26 protein-coding genes and 1 pseudogene are annotated in these 21,795 nt (G+C 68.9%); 21 read left to right on the forward strand and 6 right to left on the reverse strand.

Going from position 1 to position 21,795, the window contains the following annotated elements; translation table 11 throughout:
• Positions 1 to 91: 91 nt before the first annotated feature.
• Positions 92 to 280 (forward strand): hypothetical protein, encoded by a 189-nt coding sequence (locus tag IE260_RS33965; protein ID WP_189878946.1) that lies wholly within the window; start codon positions 92 to 94, stop codon positions 278 to 280.
• A 37-nt stretch (positions 281 to 317) separates the two neighbouring features.
• Complete coding sequence (locus tag IE260_RS33970) at positions 318 to 872, forward strand: DUF6197 family protein (protein ID WP_308434719.1); 555 nt, start codon at positions 318 to 320, stop codon at positions 870 to 872.
• Between the two features lie 12 nt (positions 873 to 884).
• On the opposite strand, the gene IE260_RS33975 is transcribed toward IE260_RS33970, so the two are convergent.
• The gene (locus tag IE260_RS33975; RefSeq protein WP_189878948.1) at positions 885 to 1,328 is read right to left on the reverse strand and encodes a hypothetical protein; all 444 of its coding nucleotides are present in this window, start codon (positions 1,326 to 1,328) and stop codon (positions 885 to 887) included.
• 79 nt (positions 1,329 to 1,407) lie between these two features.
• The gene (locus tag IE260_RS33980; RefSeq protein WP_189878950.1) at positions 1,408 to 1,599 is read right to left on the reverse strand and encodes a hypothetical protein; all 192 of its coding nucleotides are present in this window, start codon (positions 1,597 to 1,599) and stop codon (positions 1,408 to 1,410) included.
• 377 nt (positions 1,600 to 1,976) lie between these two features.
• Between IE260_RS33980 and IE260_RS33985 the strand changes: the two genes are divergently transcribed.
• From IE260_RS33985 to IE260_RS34040, 12 genes are all read left to right on the forward strand, one after another.
• On the forward strand, positions 1,977 to 2,399 hold the full coding sequence (locus tag IE260_RS33985; protein WP_189878952.1) for an RRQRL motif-containing zinc-binding protein: 423 nt from the start codon (positions 1,977 to 1,979) through the stop codon (positions 2,397 to 2,399).
• 20 nt (positions 2,400 to 2,419) lie between these two features.
• Complete coding sequence (locus IE260_RS33990; RefSeq protein ID WP_189878954.1) at positions 2,420 to 2,884, forward strand: Pycsar system effector family protein; 465 nt, start codon at positions 2,420 to 2,422, stop codon at positions 2,882 to 2,884.
• Positions 2,885 to 3,015: 131 nt separating this feature from the next.
• Entirely contained in the window at positions 3,016 to 3,522 is a 507-nt protein-coding gene (locus tag IE260_RS33995) for a hypothetical protein (RefSeq protein WP_189878956.1), read from the forward strand.
• Positions 3,523 to 3,747: 225 nt separating this feature from the next.
• Complete coding sequence (locus IE260_RS34000; RefSeq protein ID WP_189878958.1) at positions 3,748 to 4,422, forward strand: GGDEF domain-containing protein; 675 nt, start codon at positions 3,748 to 3,750, stop codon at positions 4,420 to 4,422.
• Positions 4,419 to 4,715, forward strand: coding sequence for a hypothetical protein (locus tag IE260_RS34005; protein WP_189878960.1), 297 nt, complete (start codon positions 4,419 to 4,421; stop codon positions 4,713 to 4,715). The genes IE260_RS34000 and IE260_RS34005 overlap by 4 nt, the downstream gene beginning before the upstream one ends.
• Before the next feature lie 35 nt (positions 4,716 to 4,750).
• Positions 4,751 to 5,269: a WhiB family transcriptional regulator gene (locus IE260_RS34010; protein WP_189878961.1), complete on the forward strand. Its 519-nt coding sequence runs from the start codon at positions 4,751 to 4,753 to the stop codon at positions 5,267 to 5,269.
• A gap of 18 nt (positions 5,270 to 5,287) precedes the next feature.
• A complete protein-coding gene (locus tag IE260_RS34015) occupies positions 5,288 to 5,809 on the forward strand; it encodes an OB-fold nucleic acid binding domain-containing protein (protein ID WP_189878963.1) in 522 nt (173 codons plus the stop codon).
• Between the two features lie 9 nt (positions 5,810 to 5,818).
• A complete protein-coding gene (dnaN, locus tag IE260_RS34020; protein ID WP_189878965.1) occupies positions 5,819 to 6,958 on the forward strand; it encodes a DNA polymerase III subunit beta in 1,140 nt (379 codons plus the stop codon).
• 95 nt (positions 6,959 to 7,053) lie between these two features.
• The gene (locus IE260_RS34025) at positions 7,054 to 7,383 is read left to right on the forward strand and encodes a hypothetical protein (RefSeq protein ID WP_189878967.1); all 330 of its coding nucleotides are present in this window, start codon (positions 7,054 to 7,056) and stop codon (positions 7,381 to 7,383) included.
• 279 nt (positions 7,384 to 7,662) lie between these two features.
• Positions 7,663 to 8,064, forward strand: a complete 402-nt coding sequence (locus tag IE260_RS34030; protein WP_189878969.1) for a PadR family transcriptional regulator — start codon at positions 7,663 to 7,665, stop codon at positions 8,062 to 8,064.
• A gap of 5 nt (positions 8,065 to 8,069) precedes the next feature.
• On the forward strand, positions 8,070 to 8,711 hold the full coding sequence (locus tag IE260_RS34035) for a hypothetical protein (RefSeq protein WP_189878971.1): 642 nt from the start codon (positions 8,070 to 8,072) through the stop codon (positions 8,709 to 8,711).
• A 535-nt stretch (positions 8,712 to 9,246) separates the two neighbouring features.
• Complete coding sequence (locus IE260_RS34040) at positions 9,247 to 9,510, forward strand: hypothetical protein (RefSeq protein WP_189878973.1); 264 nt, start codon at positions 9,247 to 9,249, stop codon at positions 9,508 to 9,510.
• Between the two features lie 245 nt (positions 9,511 to 9,755).
• On the opposite strand, the gene IE260_RS34045 is transcribed toward IE260_RS34040, so the two are convergent.
• Together IE260_RS34045 and IE260_RS34050 are read right to left on the reverse strand one after the other, a co-directional pair.
• Complete coding sequence (locus IE260_RS34045) at positions 9,756 to 11,027, reverse strand: ParB/RepB/Spo0J family partition protein (protein ID WP_189878975.1); 1,272 nt, start codon at positions 11,025 to 11,027, stop codon at positions 9,756 to 9,758.
• Positions 11,024 to 12,181 carry a ParA family protein gene (locus tag IE260_RS34050; RefSeq protein WP_189878977.1) on the reverse strand — a complete coding sequence of 386 codons (1,158 nt, stop codon included), beginning with the start codon at positions 12,179 to 12,181 and terminating at the stop codon, positions 11,024 to 11,026. The genes IE260_RS34045 and IE260_RS34050 overlap by 4 nt, the downstream gene beginning before the upstream one ends.
• A gap of 420 nt (positions 12,182 to 12,601) precedes the next feature.
• Between IE260_RS34050 and IE260_RS42115 the strand changes: the two genes are divergently transcribed.
• Positions 12,602 to 12,817 (forward strand): LexA family protein, encoded by a 216-nt coding sequence (locus IE260_RS42115; protein WP_268254957.1) that lies wholly within the window; start codon positions 12,602 to 12,604, stop codon positions 12,815 to 12,817.
• A 314-nt stretch (positions 12,818 to 13,131) separates the two neighbouring features.
• Positions 13,132 to 13,896, forward strand: coding sequence for a hypothetical protein (locus tag IE260_RS34060; RefSeq protein ID WP_229881578.1), 765 nt, complete (start codon positions 13,132 to 13,134; stop codon positions 13,894 to 13,896).
• A 30-nt stretch (positions 13,897 to 13,926) separates the two neighbouring features.
• Here the strand turns inward: IE260_RS34060 and IE260_RS34065 are convergent, their stop codons facing one another.
• Complete coding sequence (locus IE260_RS34065) at positions 13,927 to 17,322, reverse strand: caspase family protein (protein WP_189878979.1); 3,396 nt, start codon at positions 17,320 to 17,322, stop codon at positions 13,927 to 13,929.
• 511 nt (positions 17,323 to 17,833) lie between these two features.
• Here IE260_RS34065 and IE260_RS34070 point away from each other — a divergent pair.
• From IE260_RS34070 to IE260_RS34090, 5 genes are all read left to right on the forward strand, one after another.
• Positions 17,834 to 18,085 carry a hypothetical protein gene (locus tag IE260_RS34070; RefSeq protein WP_189878981.1) on the forward strand — a complete coding sequence of 84 codons (252 nt, stop codon included), beginning with the start codon at positions 17,834 to 17,836 and terminating at the stop codon, positions 18,083 to 18,085.
• Complete coding sequence (locus IE260_RS34075) at positions 18,082 to 18,651, forward strand: RNA polymerase sigma factor (RefSeq protein ID WP_189878983.1); 570 nt, start codon at positions 18,082 to 18,084, stop codon at positions 18,649 to 18,651. Before IE260_RS34070 ends, IE260_RS34075 begins: the two co-directional genes overlap by 4 nt.
• A complete protein-coding gene (locus IE260_RS34080) occupies positions 18,651 to 19,382 on the forward strand; it encodes a hypothetical protein (RefSeq protein WP_229881580.1) in 732 nt (243 codons plus the stop codon). Before IE260_RS34075 ends, IE260_RS34080 begins: the two co-directional genes overlap by 1 nt.
• Before the next feature lie 330 nt (positions 19,383 to 19,712).
• Complete coding sequence (ku, locus tag IE260_RS34085; RefSeq protein WP_189878985.1) at positions 19,713 to 20,633, forward strand: non-homologous end joining protein Ku; 921 nt, start codon at positions 19,713 to 19,715, stop codon at positions 20,631 to 20,633.
• A 346-nt stretch (positions 20,634 to 20,979) separates the two neighbouring features.
• Positions 20,980 to 21,201: a DUF6417 family protein gene (locus IE260_RS34090; protein ID WP_189878987.1), complete on the forward strand. Its 222-nt coding sequence runs from the start codon at positions 20,980 to 20,982 to the stop codon at positions 21,199 to 21,201.
• 56 nt (positions 21,202 to 21,257) lie between these two features.
• On the opposite strand, the pseudogene IE260_RS42120 reads toward IE260_RS34090, so the two are convergent.
• Positions 21,258 to 21,512, reverse strand: a pseudogene (locus IE260_RS42120) (DUF6233 domain-containing protein); the annotation flags it as partial.
• Between the last annotated feature and the right edge of the window lie 283 nt (positions 21,513 to 21,795).

Here is a 21,795-nt window from a genome sequence, read left to right on the forward strand (position 1 = left end):
CGCGAGCCCCGGCATCGCCGGGGCCGCCGTCGGCTGCCCCGGAACGCCCCGCCGTCCGGCCGCCGGCACCTCACCCCTTGGAAGGACAACCGTGGTTCTGTCGATCTCTCTCACGCTGCTAACCGGCATCGTCGTCTTCCTCCTGGTCCGCAGCGGCCACCAGCGCATCCTGCCCGGCGTTGCCTGCGCGCTGTTCGGGTTCTCGCTGGCCTCCACCGACATCGCCCCCGGCATCACCAGCGCCATCCAGACCGTCACCAGATGGATCAGCGCCCTCTGACCCCCAACCGCCCCGGCCTGCCCGAGAGGAGACGTTCATGCCCGGCCAGCCCCTCGACATGCTGGACGAAGCCACCAGCGTCCCCGCCAACACCGGCTCCGTCGCTGAGCCGGCGGAACTGTCCCTCGAGGACCGCCTCACGCTGATCAGCGCGGCGATGACGGTGCGGCTCGACGAGGCGGCCGTCGCCTACGAGGTCAACACCGCGCACATCGACACCACCCCCGTCGACCTCGCCGACGTCGTCACCGTGCCGCTCACCCCCAGACTTCAGCCGCAGCCGCTCCCCGCCACTCCGATCGCCGCCCTCCTCGAGCGGGCCCGAGCCCGGATGGAGACCGACGGGTGGTGCGCGGGTGCGCTGACCGACGAGAGCGGCGCCGTCTGCCTGCTCGGAGCCATCCGCAAAGAGGCCGGCGGCGACCGCGGCCTGGAGGCCGACGCCGCGTCCGTCGTGCTGAACGTCATCCGCCGCCGTTTCGGTGACGACGTCGACTCGGTGCCGTCCTTCAACGACGCGCACAGGTCCGGCCGCATCCCCGTACGCATGCTGGGCGAGGCCGCATCGATGGCGGACGCACAGGGACTGTAGGAGATAGCCACTTCATTCTCTGAGGGACAGTTCGTGCCGCGCCATCAGTTCGAAGTGTGACCGGGCCGACCGCAGAGGTCGCATCGGGTCCTCGTTGCTCGAATCTGGCGGCCGTACAGCGAACAACAGGCGCGTCGCCCGATCGTGAACCTGGTCAGCAGCCGACGCCACGAGCTCCGGGCCAGAGAGCCGGACCTTCGATACGGCATTGACGATGGACCGGTAGGCAGACGCGCGTTGCTCTTCAGCACCGGGCTGCAAGATCTCTGGATTCGCGATGATGTCATTCACCGCCGTCGTCAACAGGTCATACGCCTCGTAGCGGCGCTCGAACTGCTTCTGTCGGAAGATTCCCCGCGCGGAGATCCCCGCAGCAGCGACAGCGCCCAGCGCGCCCGCTACGGCCCCGGCCAATCCTGAGATGGCACCGACCAGCGCCACATCACCCGCATCCATACCAGGATTGTCCAGCGCGGCACAGACGGCACAGAAGACCACGTCTTCAGGACGATCTTCGGCGGCAACAAGAACTGGATCAGCCCTCCAGCTCGATGACCAGACGCCCGTAGTCGTCGACCCACGCCGGATACACATACCCGCCGACGATGGCGCGGTTCACGAACACCTCGACCTCCGCGTCGGTGTCGATGACCAGGACGCCGTCCTCGTCCGTGAACGCCTGCCACGTGACGCCGTCGGTGTCCATGACCGCCTCGAAATCCACCACCGGCGGATCACTGCGAAACCAGCCCATCACTCCCCCATCCGCTCTTCCGTCCGGCTCTCAGCGTGACGCACGCACGGCCCGCACAAAAGGCCAGCACACATGTCCTACCGGGCTTCCTGCCTCGTGACCGAACCCCGCCTCGAAGCAACGGGAGTCGGTCACGGCACAGGCCGTCCGGCCGCCCGAACCATCCCTTGCGCCCGCCAACAGTCGTGTTGACGGGCGCAGCGCTTCCCGCAGCCGACAGACCACCGCCTGGAGGACCTGACCGTGCTCATCCCCCGTCCCCGCCGCCGGATCGGCCGACCCCGCCCGCAGCGCCCCGGCCCTCGCTACCCGCAGCGGCCTCGCCGCCTGCCCGGCCCCTGGAGCCCGCGATGAGCAGCCGCAGCCAGGAGACCGAGGACCTGGTCGACGTCGACCTGTACGACGACGGCAGCTTCCCGCAGTTCCGGTTCGGCCAGGCGCCCGCAGGGCTGGCGACCCGCCGCCAGTTACGGGCCATGGGCCTCAGCCCCGGCGGCCAGGAACCCGCCGCGCAGCTCATCTGGCGGCGCGGCCAGCGCATGGCCTGGCTGTACCGCATCGACCTTGCGAAGCCGAAGCGGGTCCCGACCCTCGCCCAGGAGAGGGCGCTGGATAGGGCCATGGCCGCGAGGCAGAGCTGCCCGGTCTGCCGTCGCCGCTACCGGTACTGCCTGCCGCTCAAGACCTTGGGCTCCTGCTTGGAGTGCCACGACGGCACCCCCGCCGACCCCTGCGACTACACCACCTCGCCCGACCACACCCTTGCCGCCTAGCACCCCTTGGAGACGACGTGATGTCCACACCGACGACCGCCGCGAGCCTCACGGACAAGAACCTGGAAGCCGCCCTGGCAACCGTGCATGCAGAGATCGGCCGCACCGACGGCAAGGCCAGCCTGCTCCTGGCGTTCAACGGCGCCGTCCTCGCCGGCCTCGCATCCCTCACCGGTGCCCCCCTCCCGATGCCCACCCGGGTCCTGGGAGGCATGGCCGTCGCGGCGATCGTCCTCGCCACGGTCCTGCTGCTGTTAGTCGTCCGCCCCCGCCTCGGTGGCCAGGACCGCGCCTCATTCCCCTACTGGGCCCGCCTGGCAGAGACCCAGATCCACGCGTGTATGCACGGCGACACCCGCGCCGCTCGCATCCGCGTCCTGTCCCGCATCGCGGTCGCCAAGTTCGCCAGGCTGCGCCGCGCCGTCGACTGCACACTCACCGCCCTCGCGCTCCTCGCGCTGGCCGCCGTCGGCGCCGTGTTCTGACCCCTGACCACCCCCGCTGCCAGCGACCTGGCGGCCCTCCGTACTGCCCCGGCCGGCCTGCGCCTGCTGGCCGGGGCAGTGCGGTGGACCGGACAGCCCGGCCAGCACCATCACATCACCTGGAGACTCGCATGACCGAGATCCTGGCCCTGCCGACACGCCCCTACGCGGCCGACTCCCCGCTCGCCTACCTGCTGGACCTCGCTGCCGAAGCCGGCGTGCCCAGCGAGGAGGAGCAGCGCGACGACGCCGAAACCACCGCGGCCCACCACGTCTACAGCGCGTACCCGCACAGCCTGGCCCAGGTCGTCGAGGCCATGGACTGGCGCGGCTACCCCGCGCTGCGCCCCGACGGCTACAAGGACTTCGAACCGTCGGCGGTGGCTTGGCTGGACGGCGGGCTGTGGCTGCACCACACCCTGCACATCACCGAGGCCGACGGCGCCCAAGACGTCCTGACGCTGATCGTGCCGTGCACCTGCGGCCGCGGCTACGCCGACATCCGTCTCGACACCGAGGACGACCTGCTGGAGATCCTCGCCGACCTGCGGCCCACCCACGGCCGCTCCCCGCACACCGACACCCCGCTCGACTGCGGCAGCATCCACCCCGCCCCGCAGCAGGACGGCCGGCGGTAACAGCCCCCGGGGCGACCGCAGCATCGGCAAGGCGCACAGCCGCCCCAGGGACACTCCCGTCCCCGTCACGAGACGACAGCACTTCCAGCATGCCTGAGCCCGGAAACACAGCACCGGCCGGTCTCAGGTGATCACACGCAAGAGGCGCACCCCCCACCAGAGCCGGACAGCTCGGGGGTGCGCCTCCCTCATTCCGCCCGCACGGGCGAGAACGGAGATCCCATCATGCACTCCCCGAGCCTCTTACGGCAGCGTTCCCGCACACTCGTCATCGCCGCCGCCGTGCCGCTCGCCCTGGCCGCGCTCGCCGACGACGTCCGGGTCCGCCGCCAGCTCGACGCCGCCCGTAAAGATCCGCTGTCCGGCCTGCCCGGCCGCGACGACCTGATCGCCTACACCGACCGGCTGCTGCGGACCGGCCGCCGCGACCGCGTCCACCTTCTGATGCTGGACGGAAACGGCTTCAAGGCGGTCAACGACACCTACGGGCACGCCGCCGGCGACGCCGTCATCCGCACCATGGGCCGCCGCCTCACCGCATGGACCGCGGGGCGGCAGGCGCAGGCGGCGCGGCTGGGCGGCGACGAGTTCGCCGTCACCGCCGTACTGCCTCCTGCGTCCGACCTCGCGGACATCGCGGCCCTGCGCGAGCAGCTGCAGCAGCCCCTCACCCACGACGGGCTGACCCTGCAGATGACCGTCTCCCTCGGCATCGCCTGCGCCGCCGACCTGCCCGGCGAGGACGCGAGCCGTCTCCTGCGCGGCGCCGACACCGCCATGTACAAGGTCAAGACCGGCGAGCAGGCCTTCCCCTATCTGGCGACCCGGGCCGACGCCTACACCAGCACCGTCAACGGCCGCCGGCCGGGCAGGCCCGGCACCCACCTCCCTGCCGCATGAGCCCGCGCACCCCGCGCCCGAAGAAGCCCGCCTCCCGGCGCCCCACGCGCCAGGAGGCGAGCCTCGTACCGGAGCCGGGCGGGCTCCTGGACTGGCGCGACAGCCGCCACTTCTCCTACCAGGAAGACCCCTGCACGCTCTGCGGCACACCCGCGATGCTGCGCTCCCACGCCGGGGAGCCCGTGCACAAGACGTGCGCCGAAGCGTGGATCGCCCAGCACCCGGCGGAGGCCCTGCTCGGACGATTCGTGTCCGACGCCCAGCCCAAGCGCCGCGACGACGACCACGCCTGACCCCTCGATCTTCACGTCACCGGGAGAGCTCTGCCATGAGCCGAACGAAGAACACCCGCACCGGGCCGGCCATCGAGGCCGACCCCCGCATCCCCTTCCCGCACTCGCCGACCCCGACCGTCTGCAAGGCCACGCCCGCCCTGTTCGCCCACGACCTCGGCGACTCCACCCCCGAGGCGAGCGACCGCATGCACCAGGCCAAGACAGCATGCCGGGCCTGCCCCATCGCCGCCGACTGCCTGAAATGGGCCCTCGCCAACCCCACCCTGACCCGCGAAGGGATCTGGGCAGCGACCACCGCCCGCGAGCGGACCACGCTGCGCAGGCGGCTGGTGGAGCGGCTCGGCAAGGACTGGGTCGGTGTCGTCGCCGACCACGACCGCCGCCTGCACGAACGCCGGGAAGCGGCCCGGCACAGCCCGCTCCCCGTGGCCGAGGCCCGCATCGTGCACCTGGACCGCGAAGCCAACGGCCCCACGCCCACACCCCGCAGGCCGCTCACCCCCGGCCAGCAGCAGCGCAACCCCGCCCGCCTCCTGACCGGCGTCGCCTGAGAAAGGAGGGATTGGACCATGGACGACACCGCGATAGTCCTCGACGGCTACCTCGACGACCAGACCCTGCCCGACGACCTGCACGGCACCCGCGCCTGCTTCCAGCTCGTCGTCTCCCCCACCGACGACCGCATCGACGAACTCGTCATGCCCTGCCACGTTGTCGACCCCGAACTCGCCCACGCCGTACTGCACGACCTCGGCGCCGGCGACCTCCTCCGGGTCACCGGAGAACTCCACCTCCCCCGCACCCCCGGCGACGGACTACGCCTGCACGTCACCGACATCACCGTGCTCGAGACCGGACCCGACCTCGCCCACGCCGACACCGACCAGGACCTGGCACCCGAAGCACTCCCCGACCACGGGCTCCTCGAGCGCCACGGCGACTACCAGGTCTGGCACGACCCCGACACCGGCCGCAGCAGCGTCTGGCACACCTCCGGCGAGTGGGCCGGCACCACCGACGACCCCACCGCGCTCACCGACGTCATCACCGCCCACGCCCAGCGCACCCAGCAGCCCCCCACCCAGCAGTAGGAGCACCGCATGAAACTGACCATCGACACGCCCGCCCTGGCCGACGCCACCCAGTGGGCGCTGCGCGCCATCCCCACCCACCCGCCGACGCCCGTCCTGGCCGGCATGCGGATCGAAGCCCACGACGGCACCCTGACCCTCGCCGGGTTCGACTACTACCGCTCCGCCCGCGCCCACGAGGCCTGCGACGCCTCCGAACCCGGCACCGTCCTGGTGCCCGGCCGGGTCCTGGCCGACCTGGTGCGCACCTTCCCCAAAACGAAGCCGACCGACCTGTCCCTGGACGGCACCGACCTCACCCTGTCCTGCGGCACCGCCCACATCACCCTGCCCACGCTGCCGCTGGAGGACTACCCGTCCCTGCCGGACCTGCCGGCCGCGAGCGGCACCATCACCGGCGGCGCCCTCGCCCAGGCCATCACCCGGGTCGCCGCGGCCGCCGGCACCGACCAGACCCTGCCCCAGCTGACCGGCGTCGAAGTCGCCCTCCACCCGGACCAGGTGGTGCTCTCCGCGACCGACCGCTACCACTTCCACGTCGCCCACGTGCCCTGGACACCCAGCCGTGAGGCCACCCCCAGCAAGAAACGGAAAGACAAGGCCCTCACCGAAGGACAGGTGATCGTCCCGGCCGACGTGCTACGGGACGCCGCCCGCATCCTGGCCGACACCGACCAGGCCACCCTCACCATCACCGACAGCCAGTTCGCGGTCAGCGTCCCCGGCCGGTCGGCCACCGGCGGCATCATCAACGGCGACTTCCCCCGCTACGCCGCCCTGTTCCCCACCGAACTCGCGACCGTCGCCCAGACCAGCACCGAGGACCTCACCACCGCCATCCGGCACCTCACCCCCCTGCTGGGCAAGTCCGACCCGATGATCCTCGACATCACCGACGGGCAGATCCACATCAGCGCCGGCACCAGCGACAACGGCCGCGGCCGCGACCAGGTCGACGCCACCCTCACCGAAGGCAGCCCCCTCACCATCGCCTTCAACCCCGGCCTGCTGCTGGCCACCCTCCAACAGGTCGACGACCCGGTCATCCAGATGTCCTTCACCACCCCGACCAAGCCCGCCGTCCTGCACGCCCCCGACGACGCCGACACCTTCCGCGGCCTGATCATGCCGATCCGGCTCAGCAGCTGACGGCCCCCCGTGCCACCCCGGCCCTGCCCGGCCGGGGCGGTGCGGAGGACCGGACAGCCCGGCCCTACCCGCCAACGACTAACAGGAGAGTGACCATGCGTACCCCCACCATCGCCCACACGCTCGCCGACGACGTGCAGCTCCTCATCGACGGCTACACCGCCGGAGACGGCCCGAGGCTCCACCGGAAGCACACCCGCGACGCCCAGCGGATCACCAGCTCGCACGACCTCCAGCCCCGCCTGGTCGACGTTCACCGGCAGGCCCACAGCATGGCGGTCCGCCTCACAGCGCTGAAGGACCAGGCCACCGCCCTCGGGCTCATCACGCTCGCGGACCAGATCGACAGCGTCAGCACCGCCGTGCACGACCTGATGACCGAGGCAGCCGCGGCCGCCGTGGCCACCACCTCCGGCAGCGACTGACCGGTCATCCCGGCCCTCCCAGCGGGCCGACCGGGCAGCGCGACGTCGCTGTGCGGCTCACTCAACCCCCCTCTTCCTGGACCTGCGGGATGGCCGTCGACACGACTCCGGCCGTCCCGCAGCCCCCCGCTTCTGTCCGCCTCCCATGTGGCCGCCGGAAGGCGGCCACATGCGCCTTCATTTGCCTACACCAGCCATCCACCACGCCCCTCATGCCGAGCTTGCATTAGCCGTGACAAGGCTCATGCAAGCGTGGCATTAGGTGCTACTCTCGCTGTCATGGAACAGAAGGAACTCACCCCAGCCGTGGTGAGGATGCTCCAGACCTTCCTCGAAGATCCGGAACGCGTCTTCTACGCCACGGAACTGATGGAGGCTGCCCGAGTCGGCAGCGGCTCGCTGTACCCCGCCCTCGCGCGCATGGAGCGCGACAGGTGGATCGAGAGCGAGGACGAGGATGTCGATCCGCGGGAGAAGGGGCGCCCCGCCCGCCGCTACTACCGCATGACCAAGAACGGCGCGCTGGAGGCCCACGTTGCGCTCGTCGAGCTGAGCGAGAGTGTCCGGCCGCCGGCGTCCTCTCCCGGATGGAAGCTCGCCCCGAAGCTCAACCGCCTCGGCGCCAAGCTGCTCGGCAACGCCTGCGGTCTGCCACTCGGCCCCGAGGTCAAGGAGGTCTGAGCAGCATGAATACCGTGATGATCACCCAGGCGGCGGGTGCCGTCACCGGGCACGGATGGACCTGGCTGAACCATGACATTAACGGATGGACCGTCGCGCTGATCGTCGCCATCATCGCTGCCTTCATCTACGAGGCGATCATGGCGCTCACCCGCATGGTCACACTCCGCATTCCGTTCCTTGTCCTGTACCTGGCCAGGATCCCGACGCCCGCAACGGAGTGGCCCCACCTCTTCAAGGCATGGAAGGGAGAGCTTTGGGCCATTCTGAACAACCGCGAGAAGCACTGGCTTCTACGCTTCTTCAAAGGGCTGGCCTTCGCGACTCCCCTCGCCTTCGGTGCCGCTCGCGCCACCGCCCGCGCTACAGCCGAAGGGCTTCCGGCGGCCAAGAGGAAGGAGGCAGAGGGCGGCGATCATAGGGATGCCTGGATCCTGGCCAGTGCCGCTCTGAGTGCCACTCTGGTAGTGACCGCCACCATCTATGAAGGCGTCGGGTGGGTGAGAGGTGACCGTCTTCCATTTGCTGAAGTATTTTCTGGTATAGCCGTTTTTATCATGTTGTGTGACTTGCTCTTCACTCTCCCGCTCCTCCATCCGGCGAAGCCAGACGTGACAGAGGTAGAACGCCGCAAGGGTGTCAAATGATGTGCTGTCACCTTCCGGTCGGTCGTTTCGAGCAGCGGCGCGACCGGTAGGTGCCGCTGGTGTAAGCCGCACGGCCCCCTTCCGGGGAGGTCCACGTCCAAGTCGTGGCAGCCGGCGCTCCAACTCCCAAGGCCCCCGCCATTCCCCGGCGGGGGCCTTTGTCGTGCCCTGCACGGCAAACCGGCAAACACCCAGCGGGCGCGTGTCCGGAAGTGAGGTGTGCGCATTCACCGCGACAGGCCCAGATGTCCAAGAGGTGAGTTTCGGGGGTGAGTCCACGGGTGGCCCCTCAGAGGTTTGTGGTGACCCCAGTCGCGACCCAAACTGCCGGGACTCCAGCGATGCCAAACTACCGGGCATGACTGACGGAGAGAGGCAGTACCACCAAGGCTCCCACCCGCCACCTCCAGACCCGTCCGTTCCCCCAGACGCTGACGACTGTGAGGACATCACGCAGACAGCGGGCCCCCGGCAAGGGCCTCACCCGCCTCCTCTCCCTCCAGACCCGCCCCCTGTCTACCCACACGCTGGCCCCGTGGACGACCTGGACGAACCTTCAGGCCAAAGGATTCATATTGCTGCAGCTGCTCGCGATCCCGGTTTGATCGCTTCTATCGCAGCACTGATCGCAGCTGGACTGACAGGAATCGCAGCGATCATCAAAGCCTGGGCACAACTCCTCTATGCGCGGGCCGACATGATCCGAGCCCGCGCTGGTGCGCCCGCCGCCCCAGGCGAACAAGCGGATTCAGAGCCGCCTGATGGACCCGGCCGTTCGAACACTGAGTCCAACGCCTGACTGTTCGTCGCCTCAAGAGGTTCGTGTTACGCGGGAACCACCTGGCGCATGGTGTGGGCACCAACCACCGAGCCCGGCGTCGTCCCCATGACCGCCATGCGACACCCTGCCGCCCCGGCTTCTGCCGCTGGCATTCCCAGCCCGGACCAGGGTGTGCACCAGCCGCCTGGGCTCCCTGACATGACAAGGTCCCTCCTCTCCATGGACTCGGAGAGGAGGGACCTTTGGTGTTTTGTGGGCTGCCGTCAGGCTGGCTGTTGCTCCAGTTCGCTCAACTCCAGCAGGAGCGCCCGGTACGCCTCGGGGTGATTATCCCGCAGGACTGCCAACCAGAGACGTGCACCCTGGGCAAAGTCGTCAGTGGCCATCTTCAGGTGCAGATGATGGACGATGTAGGCGGCGTCGTCGTAAGGCAGCTGACGCGGCTGTTCGCGGCTGCTGTCGCCAGCAGAGCCCTCTCCGGAGCCAGTGGAGGTGCCCTTCTGCGTCGGCCTGCGCTGAGTCGGAGGCTTGACCGCACTCTTCTCGGCCGCCGCGGCCGCTGGTTTGTTGTCCGCGGACAACAAACCAGCTTCGGGCTGCGAACCAGTCAGCTGTCCGCCGCTCTTGTTGTCCGCGGACAACGAACCGCTGCCTGAACCACCCGACACGGATCCGCCAGGCAGGGCATTCCCGGCTGCCGGACCTTGAACCTCAGGTTTGTTGTCCGCGGACAACAAACCTGAATCGCCCGCAGCGCGCAGCGTCTGAAGCTCGAGCCGCTCCCTGGCCTTGGCCAGGGCTGCTGCCTCCTTCGCCGCTTTCAGATGGTCCAGAAGCGCGGTTGCTCCCAGCTCGGGGTTGTCCTTGGCGTACCGGGCCAGCGACCGCCCATCGCGCTCAGCAAGAGTGCCGGCGCTCAGCATGGTCTGCAGCTCTTCAGGCAGCTCAAGCAGCGCGAGCTGGTTGGTAACCCACGAACGGTCCTTGCCGAGCTGCTCGGCTGCCCGAGCCTTGGCGCCGCGCTCCGCCGTCTCCGCGCACACGGCGACCAGCTGCTCCACGCCGCGAGCACGTTCTATTACGTCGAAGTCCTCCCGGTCGAGGTTCTCCTTGAGCAGGTGGTTTATGAACGCTTCGCGATCGGAGGCCAGATCGTCCCGGACAACGAAGTCCAAGGCTTCCAGGCCGACGTGGACGGCGCTGCGGAAGCGTCGCTCACCGTTGACCACGACGTGAGTGGCGTCGCCGATCTGGTCCTCGTGGTCCGGCCACAGTGCCAGGTAGGCGGCCCGGGTCACGGCGACACATGCGGCCAGTTGTGCCTGGCGCAGTTCCTCGCCGAAGCGGGTCTTCTCCTCGTCAGTACCGAAGTTCCGGCGCGGGTTGAGGGGGGTGGGGGAGACCTCGTCCAGTCGCAGCCGGACCAGTTCGTAGACAGGGACATCTCCCTGGGTCACGGCCTTCGCGCGGCCGCGTGCACTGCGGCCACGCCGCTCAAAAGAAGAGCCCTTTCCCAGTCGGTCGGCGACGCTCATCCGCTGATCCTCCGTGCGATGGTCCGCATAGCTTCTGCCTGCTCGCAGTAGGGGGCATGGGCCAGCAGCGGCGCCTTCAGCCGTACCGCCTCGCGCTGGTCCTTCAGTTCCGGGACGACGGCCAGCACCGGAGGCTCCCCGAACTTCTGCCACTCCTCCAGCGACGACGTCGCAACGTAGCCCTTGCGGCTGTCGTACATGTTGACCACGAACCCGAGCTGGGCGATGTCGATGTCCATGTCCTCAACGAGGTCCTGGATCTGCTCCTCGAGCATGTCGTAGGCGTCAGCTGACGAGTCCTCCGACAGGACCGGGACGACGATGCCCGACGTGTCGGACTCTTCGCCGTCCCGGGTACGGCAGTAGTAGATGGCTGTGTCCATGCTGTAGCCGAGGCTCGGAGGGCAGTCCACCACGATGAAGTCGAAGTCGTGCTCCAGGGGCTCCAGCGCCTTCTCCAGCGCTGTCTCCTTGATTCGCACCACGCGGCTCGTGGCCAGCTTGGCGTCCAGGAGGAACGCGTCCTTGCAGGCCGGCAGGAGCCAGAGGTGGTCCTCGAAGTCGCCGCCCTTTATCGGCACCAGCAGGTCGGCGAGCTGACCGTCCTTGACCTCACCGAGCATGTGCTTGGCGAGGCTGGGGCTGTCGATTTCAATCAGTGGGTGACCGAGCTGCTTGGTCAGGTGGCCCTGAGGGTCGAAGTCGATCAGGAGGGTGCGGTGGCCGGACTCTGCCAGGGCCTGGGCAACGCCGGCTGACACCGAGGTTTTCCCAACCCCGCCCTTCTGGTTGCCGAAGATGATGCGGCGTGCCCCGGTAACGCGCTGGGGCTTCGGCCGCGGTGAAGGATGCTCATCGAGCCACAGTCGGATCGCCTGGGCGAGGCCCTGGTTATAGGAGATCCCGCGGGACTTGCAGTCCTTCTTGAGCTCGTCGTACAGCCCGGTCGGTAGATAGGTCGCGAATGACGTGCCGCCAGATGTCTCAACGGCAGGCCGACTCCTGGTCTGTCTCCACGCTTCGACGCCCTGGGTCACGGCGTCCTGGATGTCGACATCAAGCTCGGCAGCACGGACCTTGAGCTCTTTCCGGAGCTCAGCAGGCAGCTTGGCTACTACCTTTTGCCTATTGCTCGGGTCGTATGGGGCAGTCATAGCGCTACCTTACTCACTTCGTCGGTGATGGGACCACCATCGGGGCGTGGCGTGTCGTTGTTGTCCGCGGACAACAACCGACCGGTGGAGTGTTGTCCTGTCCCGGCGATGTGTAGGCAGTCCCGCTTTTCTGTAGGCGCGTGGGCTGGTGTCCCAGTTATGTGTAGGCAGGTTCTACGGCGCTCGGTCACGGGCAGGCGGGCGCTTTGACGGCTGAGTCGGCGGTCGGTGGCCTTCCGGAGGGCCAGATGGGTGTGCGCGAGACACGGTGGGGCTGCCCAGCTGGAGTACGTCAATGCTGGAAGGCGTCCATGAGCGGGCGCGCTCGGAAGCCTTTGGGCGGTCGCTTTCAAGACCGCGCTGCAGAGCGATCGCGCGCTGCCTCCGGACTGCCGGTCAGCTTGTTGTGGGGAGGGGAACATCCTCGATGGAGATCTGGTCGTCGTCCGTATTCAACCGACCGCAGAGCAGGGGGACGTGGTAGCTGCCACGCCGGACGGCGAGGCCACAGCGAAGCGCCTCAAGCATGACGGCCCGGACACCTGGCTGATGCCCGACAACACGGCCTACGCCCCGATCCGAGGGAACGATGCCACCATCCTTGCCATCATCACGGCCGTAATGCGCAAGATCTGAGGCCCGACGTGAGCTCGTGAGCGCAGAGCGAGCTCCGGCATGACTTTGGGAGACCCGCGCCGCGGTCCGAGCGACCCAGTGGCGCACCTGCTGGGCCCGTACCGCGCGGCACGCGTGACATCCTGCCACGAACGAGCAGTCCTCAGCCTCGCCGTCACCCGCATCGACGGAGCCAGCACCTGGCGCACCTTCCGCTCGGTGGTCCTCGCGACGAGCCGCAACGCCCTGGTCACCGTCTCGCTCCTCAGCTTCGGCTTCACGACTGCGGGCGCAGGGCTTCTTGTCATGATTCCGTGCCGTGGTGGAGGATCAGCGTGGTCGGTCAGGCCCCCGCCGGAGGGGGAGGACAAGAGGGGGCGGCTATCTACGCGCTGGTCGTCAATGTGCTCGTCGGGCTGGTGACCAGCCTTATCGGCGGTGCGTTCGTGTGGCTGTGGGAACGGGGAAAGCGCAGGCGCACACTGTGGCGCACTGCAAGGTTCTTCGGCATGGTGCCGGGCGAGAGCTGTCTGATCGTCATCGGTAACAAGCACCATGTGCCAGGGGTCGCGACGCACAAGGAGATCCGTGCCCTGATCGAGGTGGCGACCCTGGCGAGCCATGTCGGCTGCGATGTCGTTACCGAGTCCAGTGACGACTTCCGCGGGAGCAACGAAACGAAGACCGAGTTCTGCATCGGCGGCCCCATGGGCGATGCCAATGTGCGCACCGGCGGGCATCTGAGGGCCCACGTGCCGGGTGTCACCATTCTCCCGTACGGCACGGGCCCGGATTCCGTGGCATTCGTCATCGGCGGGCGGCGTTACGGTTTCGACCGCGGCAACGTGGAGTACGCCGTGGTGGCCAAGTTCAGGCCGCCGGAATCCACGCGGCCCGTCTTTCTGGTATGCGGCCACACATCCTTGACGAATCAGGCGGCGATCCACTTCCTTAAACGCAACCATCGTGAGGTCGCCGCATCGCTCGGCACGGTCGATCGCTTCTGCGTCGTGATCAAGGTTTCCGACATTGCGACGTATGGATTTCAGCGAGCGTCGTTCGAGAGGGACGTGACCGAGGAGGCTTTCGCGGCGCACTGATCGCCGGGTCGGGCCGGCCGGCGAGGGGCGTCACCGCACTTCCCCGAGCACGATCTTCGCCGCCGCGTCCCAGGTGACGCGCGCGGCGAGGTGGCTGCGGACGGCCGCCATACGCGCGAAGGTCGAGTCTCTGTGGTTCAGGCACTTCTCGATTCGCGCGGCCCACTCCGCGGCGTCGTCGGCGTCCCGTTTGGTGACCGGGACAATCAATTCCTCGGCCAGTTCGGAGAGTTCGCCCTTCAATGTATCGCGCAGCAGGTTCGCCAGTCCGCTGTTCGCACTCACGAGGAGCGGCACGCCCCGGATGATGGCCTCCACCCCGGTCAGCCCGAACCCCTCCGAACGCGACGGCATGATGACGAGGCTGGCCCGGGTCAAGTCCGCCTCCAGCAGACGCCGCTCCTTCGCGTACGCACGCACGACCACCTCGAGACCTGGTGTCTGTGACCATCTGAGGATCTCTTCGCGCTGGCTGTCGGCCGTCTCCGGCGGAGCCCCACGGACGACCAACTCGATCGGTTCGGTCGACGCCTTGGCGTGGACCAGCCCACAGGCGCGTGCCGCCAGGTCGACTCCCTTGAGGCGGGCGTCCTCCGTGCGGCCGACCAGCAGCACCTTGAGCGGACTGCCGCGAGGGGGCGTGCGCGCCGCGGAAGCCCCGTGAGGCACGTCAAAGCCGGGGTCGATCTGCAAGGGTTCAAGCCCGCCGCTGTCGCCCACTTCCGTGAGGAAGCGGTTCCACAGGCGGGGGCCCACCGCCAGAAGCCGGTGGGCTGTGGCCCCCAACTCTCTTTCGATCTCTGTACGTTCTTCCGCCCGGGCCGCATGGTCGGTCGTGTCGTCGAGCTTGTGCCATTCAATCTCGTCCGGCGCCATGTGGACGATGTGCAGCCGACGCGCGCCCGGGAAGAAGTCCTCCTGCAGGTGCATCGCGGCCGGACCGGTGATGCGTGCGTGACCGATGATGAGGTCCGGGACCACTTGCGGTGGCAGGCTCGGACGGCGGGTGAGCCTGCCGTACTCGGGTGCTCCCGGGGCGCCCGTGTGACAGAGCAGGGTCACGTCCTTCGCCGCCGCGTCGGCGATCTCGGATTCGTCCGCCTCGACGACGATGCAGAAGACTCTCGCGCCTGCGGCGGCGAGCGCCACACACAGATGGCGATTGAAGGTGCTCAGCCCTCCGTGGGCCGACGACCACTCGGTCGCGACGACCAGAACGGTGTCGCGGTCAGACAGGATACGGGAGACGATCTGCTCCGTCGACCGTGTCCCTTCGGACTGCTCAGGGGCAGGCCCTGGCCTTGTGTCAGGCGCTCTCCCAGGGCCGATGGCGCCGGTCTCCGCAAGAGCCCGCAGCAGGGGGCCAGGCGTGGCGTGTCTGAGGAATCCTTCGTCCCGCAGCAGTTCGTCGAGTATGTGACCCGCCGCCGCATGGGTGGCGACGTGGGCACGGATGTAGGGGTCCGCCGCGGCCCAGTCCCGGTCACCAGAGGCGGCGAAGGGCACGAGTTGCGCCAGGCACCGTGCCATGGCGCGGTGCCTGCCGGTGTCGTCGTGGTCGTCGTGGAGCAGGTACTCCGTCAGGCTCTGGTGGTAGAGGCGGTACACCGTGCCCTCGTGCCCCTGGGCCTGGCTGATGAGGGCTTTGCCCTGTTCGAGGATCCACCAGACGTCGTCGTCCCCGAACGGCTCCTGCGCCAGTGCCTCGGCGAGCGGGGCCCACAGCCAGCGTGGGAGTCCGGGTCCCTGCGCGTAGGCGAGCGGAAGCAGAAGGCGAAGCGCTCGGTCCTTGTTCCGGCCGAACCGCTCCAGGTACATGGCGAACAGCTCGTGCGGGGTGCGAGGCAGCGACTGAAGATCGCCGGGCGGGAGAGGGGCCTGGAGCAAGGCGCGTACCGCCAACTGCGCGACGAGAAAGGAGTGCCCTGCTTGACGCGCCACAGCCTCCGCGAAGTTCTCGGCCGTGTTCGGGTGGGCTCGGACGGGGTCCAGTAGGGCGGCCGGCGTGTTCTCGTCGTCGGCCATCAGTCTCTTGACGTAGAGCTGGAGGTCGTTCTCGTCCTGATACGGCGCCGCGTCCAGGTCGATGATCTGTACGTCGTCTCCGAGCTCCGCGAGCAGCTCCCGTCGTGTCCCGACCAGGAGGCGGATCGTCGGCAGGGCACCGAGCTGGAGGACGACATCGGTGATGATGCCGCGGCTCTCGATCGCCTCGTCGAGCGCGTCGAGCACGACCACGAGCGGCTCGGTGCGATCGCGGAGCGCGCTGAACAGGATCTGGGGATCGGAGCCGCGCAGGCCCAGGGCCGCGGACAGGTCCGCGACTACATCCGTGGCGGTGGCCCCTCGGCAGCTCATCGGGATCCCGACCAGGCCCGTCGGCGGCAGGACGTCGGGCGGGACGTTCAACCGGGCCGCGCTGTCTGGATCCATGAGTGCCAGGACCCGGCCGAGGAGAGCGGACTTTCCGGAACCGGGGTCGCCGGTGACGACGAGTGGGGAAGGGGCACGGCTCTCGCCCCGCAACCAGGTGGCCACCGTGGTCAACGCCGCGGTGCGGCCAACAAAGTGGTCGCCCTGGTCCGAGCCGTGGGTCACGCCTCGGCTGCGCGGCATGAAGTGGTCGTCCAGGTCCTGGCGGAGCCGAACGACGTTCCCGATGTCCACGTGCGTGGTCGGCGCGTCTCTGGGCGTGTAGAGGGGGTTGGGGAAGAACGGTCCGGCACCTTCACGTCCCACGCCCACGGCGCGCACCCGCTGGCCCGAACCGCGCATTTCGAAAGAGGCATTGACCTGCTCGGTCACCTCCCGCACTCCCAGGTACCGCTGGTGCGCGGGGGCGTCAGGGTGGGTCAGCACCTCTTCCAGGACATCCACGAAGGCTCCGGCCCGGGCATGAGCGCCGTCCTGAGCCGAGGTCAGCACCCAGCTGCCCGGTCTCCGCGTCACCGCGTGACGCGTCTGCGCAGCTTGGAGAGCCGTGTTTCGGCCGGCTATCCCTGCCCAACAGGTGTCGAGGACGACGAGCGTGTGACCGGCCAGACTGTCGGTCACCCCGGTGACGAAGTCCTCGCTCGGGATGGCCGTGTGCAGGAAGCCGGGCCTGCTGTCGGAGCAGAGAAGGTAGTGCTGGTCGTCGTCTACGAAGCCGTGGCCGACGAAGTAGGCGAGGGCCACGTCGTCCGGACCGAGCTGGGCGCGTTCGCTCCACTGCCCCAGCTGAGCCCGCAACTGGGCAGACGTCGGGTCCGCGGACACTAGTACCTCGTACCCCATCGCGGTGAGCAGCTCGGCGAGTCGCCGTGCGCTGTGCGCCGCGCTCGGCAGATCGGGAAGCTCTGCGTGGGCGTAGTGGGAAACACCCACGACGACCGCATGGCTGCGCACGGGAGCATCGCCGCTCCCCGACACACCCGACGGGCTCACGATGCCCCTCCCTCGTACAACCCTGCATCCTGCGCAAACCTACTGGGTCTTGTGGGAGCTGTTGGGGTGGTTGTCCAGATCGAACTCGGCGGATGAACGGGGGTTGTGATGGGCGGGCGCCCTGGTCGGGCAGCCGCTCATTACGGTGCGGAAGTCGCACACACCACCCTGCCGTAGAGGCCTGCGCCTGCTCGCCTCCCGGGCCGCAATCGGACGCTCGGCATGGCGAGGGACCGGCAGCCGACTTTGACCAGGCGAGGTGATTCGGGTGGCTCGGGGTGGCGGGGCCTGGCGATTGTTCGATCATCAAACGTGATGTCGATCACAGCACGCTGAGTGTGTGCAGGTCGCACGCGGCGTCACGTACGGATGGTTGCGTTCCGTCGAAAACACGTGTCGCAGAGTTAACTCCCGGAGGTCTGCTCATCGGTGAAGGAGGTGAGGACCAAGGTCCTCCTCCCACACGGCAACGACGCTGTAGGGGAGTCGAGTTGAGCAGAATGGAGGGTCTGTGGGGCTTCACTGGGCCTGGTACGCGCTGGCGTTGGTCGGCGTCTACCGGATGACCGCAGTCGGCTTCGACGCCGCCGTCCGGCGCGTCGTCCGCATCGCCTCGCTGGCTCGCGACGAGCACCGCTCCCGCGCACGCGTATCCGCACCACCCGCCGCCGGACACCCTGTCCCGCCGGCCTCTGCCTCCACCGCGGGGCTCCCTTTCGACCCGGGGCTCGCCGCTCCGCCTCAGCACCTGGAGAAGCGGTGACCAACCCCGACGAGCAGGACTACGGCCTGATCGAGCCCGCACCCCTGCCCACCGACTTCGAAGTGTTCTTCGCCCGCCACAAGAGCGAGTTCCTCCGCATCGCCGGCGCCCGGCTGCGCGACCCGCACGATGCCGACGAAGCCCTCATGGACGCCGCCATGACCATGTACCGCAAATGGCCGCGGATCCTCGCCCACGCCAACCCCATCGCGCTCGCCCACCGCATCCTCGACGCCGCGATCATCGACTTCTACCGCCGCCGCGCCCGCACCACCGACCGCGAAATCACCTGCGGCCAGCTCGCGTACGCCGACGTGCCCACCGCCGACGACCTGCTGCACCTGCGCGGCCACGACCGCCTCGACCGCGTCCTGGCCGACCTCGAACAGCGCGCCCCGCTGCAGGCCAACTGCGTCCGCCTGCGCTACCTCGCCGAACTCGACTTCGGCCAGATCGCCACCCGGCTGGGCATCACGCCCGGCGCCGCACGCACCAACGTCCATCTCGGACTGAAGAAACTCCACGACCTCATGGGTCTCCCGGACACGGGGGAAGGAGACACCTGATGCTCGAAGATCTGCTGCGCACCGAAGCAGAAGAGCTGCACGACCAGTACGACAGCCACGACACCGACGACTTCCTGCGCCGCCTGGCCGTCCGTATCGCCCAGGACGCCGCCCGCCCGGCCCGCATCGCCCGCGGCGTCACCGACATGGCCTCACCCCCTGCCCAGATGCAGCCGCCCGCTCAGGTTCAGCCGCCCGCCGGCGCCCCCGTCCCCCTCCGGCCCGCCTCCACACGCCCCCGCACCCGCCGCGGCCTGCGCCGCCGCCCCACGCCGATCCTCACCCCCGACCCCACCACCACCCCCAGCGCCGTCGTCGACCACGTACGCCGCCTGTGCGAAATGGTCCTGCGCTCCAACGACATCGACTCCCTGGCCGCCTTCGCCGCCGACTACGACCAGACCGGAGCCCGCACCTTCGCCTGCCTCCTCTACACCCTCGACCGACGCGAAAGCGCCCTGTACTGGTGGCGCTTCGCCGCCGGCGCCGGCGACCCCCTCGCCGCCCACCTCCTCGCCGCTCACCACGCGGCCGTCGGCATCACCCCCGACGCCCGCCTCTGGCGCGCCATGGCCCGCATGCTCGGCTTCACCCGTGACCGGCACCTGCCCCAGCCCGTACGCTCCACCGCCCACATCGCCGAAGGCTTCGCCGCCACCGTTCCCTGGGGATCCGAACTGAGCGCCTTCATGACCACCAGCAACCTCCCCAGAGAACTCGCCACACGCTGAACCACCGACCACCCCAAAGACACCGGCCCGCCCCGTCACCGGATCCGGCGGCGCCCCGCTCCCGCTCCCCGTTCAAGGGGGGAGGCCCTAAGCGGGTGCCCTCGCTCACCTGTCCGGTGCACCGAGCGAGCACGGCTGGGACCGACAGCCCTACCGTCGTAGTGCCTTGCACTATCGACAGGACGGGCAAGGCCCGGGCGGGCCCCCTATGCACCCTGGGAGGGGGCCGCCACCGGGCCTGCGGCAGACGCCGGCGCATGTGTGCGCAGCCGCCATGCCGCTCATAGGCTGGATGCTGCTCGGGGCTGTCTGCGGAGAAGGGCCTGTGCCATGCCCCGGACCATTTGGAGCGGTGCGATCTCGTTCGGTCTGGTCACGGTGCCGATCCATGTGGTCAGTGCGACCGAGGACCATTCGATTCGGTTCCACCAGTACCACTTGCAGGACATGGGGCGGGTGCGGACCCGGAAGGTGTGTGAGCTGGAGGACCGTGAGGTCGGTGGTGAGGAGATCGGCAAGGGTTATGAGCTGACCAAGACCCTGGTGGTGCCGGTCACCGACGAGGAGCTGCGGGAGCTGCCGCTGCCGACGGCGAAAGCGATCGAGATCGAGGCGTTCGTGCCGCTGGACTCGGTGGATCCGATCCGGATCGGGGAGGGCTACTACCTGCAGCCGGACGGGCAGGTCGCGGCCAAGCCGTACAAGCTGCTGCGGCAGGCCCTGGCCCGCTCCTCGCGGGTGGCCGTGGCGAAGTACGCCTGGTCCGGACGGGAGCGCCTCGGCCTGCTGCGGGTGAAGGACGACGTGATCGTGCTGCACGCGATGCGCTGGCCGGACGAGATCCGCGACCCCTCCTCCCTCACCCCGGCGCCGGTGGACGTCTCGGAGGAGGAGATCGACGGCGCGCTCGCCCTGATGGAGACGATGGCCCGAGAGGACCTGGAGGGGGAGGAGTTCCGCGACACCTACACCGCGGCGATCGCAAAGATCATCGAAGCGAAGCGGGAGCACCGCGAACCGCCCGCGATGCCGGAGCCGGCGGAGCAGCCGGGCCAGCTCGTCGACCTGATGGCCGCCCTGCAGGAATCCGTGTCCAAGGCCAGGGCCGCCCGCGGCGAGGACACCGAGGCCGACATCCACGAGATGCCCGCCCCGAAGAAGACGGCGAAGAAGGCACCCGCCAAGAAGACCGCGGCGAAGAAGACCACCGCGAAGAAGACGACGCCCCGCAAGCCACGCCGCAGCGCCTGACCACCTGGCGTAGCCGGGACCTGTGTCCTGCCGGCACCGCGGACACCGGAGCAGTGCTGCGCCCGTCCTGCCGACCCGGTAGCGCAGGGGCAAGGAGTAGGGACGGGAACATTGCCGTGGCCGGCTGTGTTGGGATGAGCGTGATTGCGAAGGGGACAGTGTCCCCGGGCCTCACCTATAGCCTGCAGGGACGATCGTTCGGCTGAAGCCCTGCAGAGCCTCTCGCCGCGTAGGCGACCGCCCTTCACGATCACGTACTTGGATCGGCTCCGCCCGGCATCGCTGGGCGGAGCTGATGTTGTCTCGCGGCGCGTTACCGCGCTTGGTCTGGGTACGTTGCCCGGTCATGGACGACGACCAGCACAACATTGACCTCGACCGCCTCGACCTCGACGAGATCGACTTCGCCCCGATGGACACCGCGGAGCGCCTGGCCCTGCTGACGCTGGAGGAGGCGCACGACGTGCTGCGGCTGCTGGTGACGGTGGCGCAGGAGCAGGGACCGATGTCGAGGGAGGCGGACCGGCTGGCGAAGGCGATCGCCTTCCGCATCCCGTCGGAGAACTGACCCGGCACGCAGCCCGCGGCACCGGGGCGGGATAAGTCGATGATGTGCAGCCGGACGTCGGGCCGGCAGTGGCCGCAGGCCTTCAGGCCCGAGGCGAGCAGCCGGCGGGCTTCATCACGGCCGACGGCACGGTGCCGCCGGCCCGCCATGTAGCAGTCGCCGGCGTGGACCTGCAGGGCCGGGCGCCGGGCGCCGATGCCGAGTTCGACGATCCAGTCCGCCGGCCGCGGCCGGTTGTCCCGGCCGCGCTCCTCTTCCGCCTGCCGCTGGACGATCGCGGCGATCTTGGCGTCGATGCGCCGCACCCACATGACATGCCACACCCGCAGCGTGCGCAGACGCTCCAGATCGGGCGGCAAGTCATCGAACACATTTTTGATTCTAGACCCATGATCCACCGCCCGCGCTCTCGCATGTTCGATTTCGTGTTCGATAACGTACCGGTGGGAGGTGACGGTGATGACCGCAGACGGATCGGCCCGCGGGGTGGCGACGGTGATGCACGTGCGCTGCCCGGACCGGCTGCCGCAAGCCGCCTACCGGCAGGTCCTGGAACTACTCGCCGGACTCTCACCGGTCGTCCAGGCCCTCCCG

The organism is Streptomyces viridiviolaceus (genome assembly GCF_014650995.1).
Classification (GTDB): Bacteria; Actinomycetota; Actinomycetes; order Streptomycetales; family Streptomycetaceae; genus Streptomyces; species Streptomyces viridiviolaceus.

Coding starts and splice junctions, on each gene's coding strand:
- IE260_RS33970 (WP_308434719.1), top strand. CDS start 318: ATGCCCGGCCAGCCCCTCGACATGCTGGACGAAGCCACCAGCGTCCCC.
- IE260_RS33975 (WP_189878948.1), bottom strand. CDS start 1,328: ATGGATGCGGGTGATGTGGCGCTGGTCGGTGCCATCTCAGGATTGGCC.
- IE260_RS33985 (WP_189878952.1), top strand. CDS start 1,977: ATGAGCAGCCGCAGCCAGGAGACCGAGGACCTGGTCGACGTCGACCTG.
- IE260_RS33990 (WP_189878954.1), top strand. CDS start 2,420: ATGTCCACACCGACGACCGCCGCGAGCCTCACGGACAAGAACCTGGAA.
- IE260_RS33995 (WP_189878956.1), top strand. CDS start 3,016: ATGACCGAGATCCTGGCCCTGCCGACACGCCCCTACGCGGCCGACTCC.
- IE260_RS34000 (WP_189878958.1), top strand. CDS start 3,748: ATGCACTCCCCGAGCCTCTTACGGCAGCGTTCCCGCACACTCGTCATC.
- IE260_RS34005 (WP_189878960.1), top strand. CDS start 4,419: ATGAGCCCGCGCACCCCGCGCCCGAAGAAGCCCGCCTCCCGGCGCCCC.
- IE260_RS34010 (WP_189878961.1), top strand. CDS start 4,751: ATGAGCCGAACGAAGAACACCCGCACCGGGCCGGCCATCGAGGCCGAC.
- IE260_RS34015 (WP_189878963.1), top strand. CDS start 5,288: ATGGACGACACCGCGATAGTCCTCGACGGCTACCTCGACGACCAGACC.
- dnaN (WP_189878965.1), top strand. CDS start 5,819: ATGAAACTGACCATCGACACGCCCGCCCTGGCCGACGCCACCCAGTGG.
- IE260_RS34025 (WP_189878967.1), top strand. CDS start 7,054: ATGCGTACCCCCACCATCGCCCACACGCTCGCCGACGACGTGCAGCTC.
- IE260_RS34030 (WP_189878969.1), top strand. CDS start 7,663: ATGGAACAGAAGGAACTCACCCCAGCCGTGGTGAGGATGCTCCAGACC.
- IE260_RS34035 (WP_189878971.1), top strand. CDS start 8,070: ATGAATACCGTGATGATCACCCAGGCGGCGGGTGCCGTCACCGGGCAC.
- IE260_RS34045 (WP_189878975.1), bottom strand. CDS start 11,027: ATGAGCGTCGCCGACCGACTGGGAAAGGGCTCTTCTTTTGAGCGGCGT.
- IE260_RS34050 (WP_189878977.1), bottom strand. CDS start 12,181: ATGACTGCCCCATACGACCCGAGCAATAGGCAAAAGGTAGTAGCCAAG.
- IE260_RS34080 (WP_229881580.1), top strand. CDS start 18,651: ATGCTCGAAGATCTGCTGCGCACCGAAGCAGAAGAGCTGCACGACCAG.
- ku (WP_189878985.1), top strand. CDS start 19,713: ATGCCCCGGACCATTTGGAGCGGTGCGATCTCGTTCGGTCTGGTCACG.
- IE260_RS34090 (WP_189878987.1), top strand. CDS start 20,980: ATGGACGACGACCAGCACAACATTGACCTCGACCGCCTCGACCTCGAC.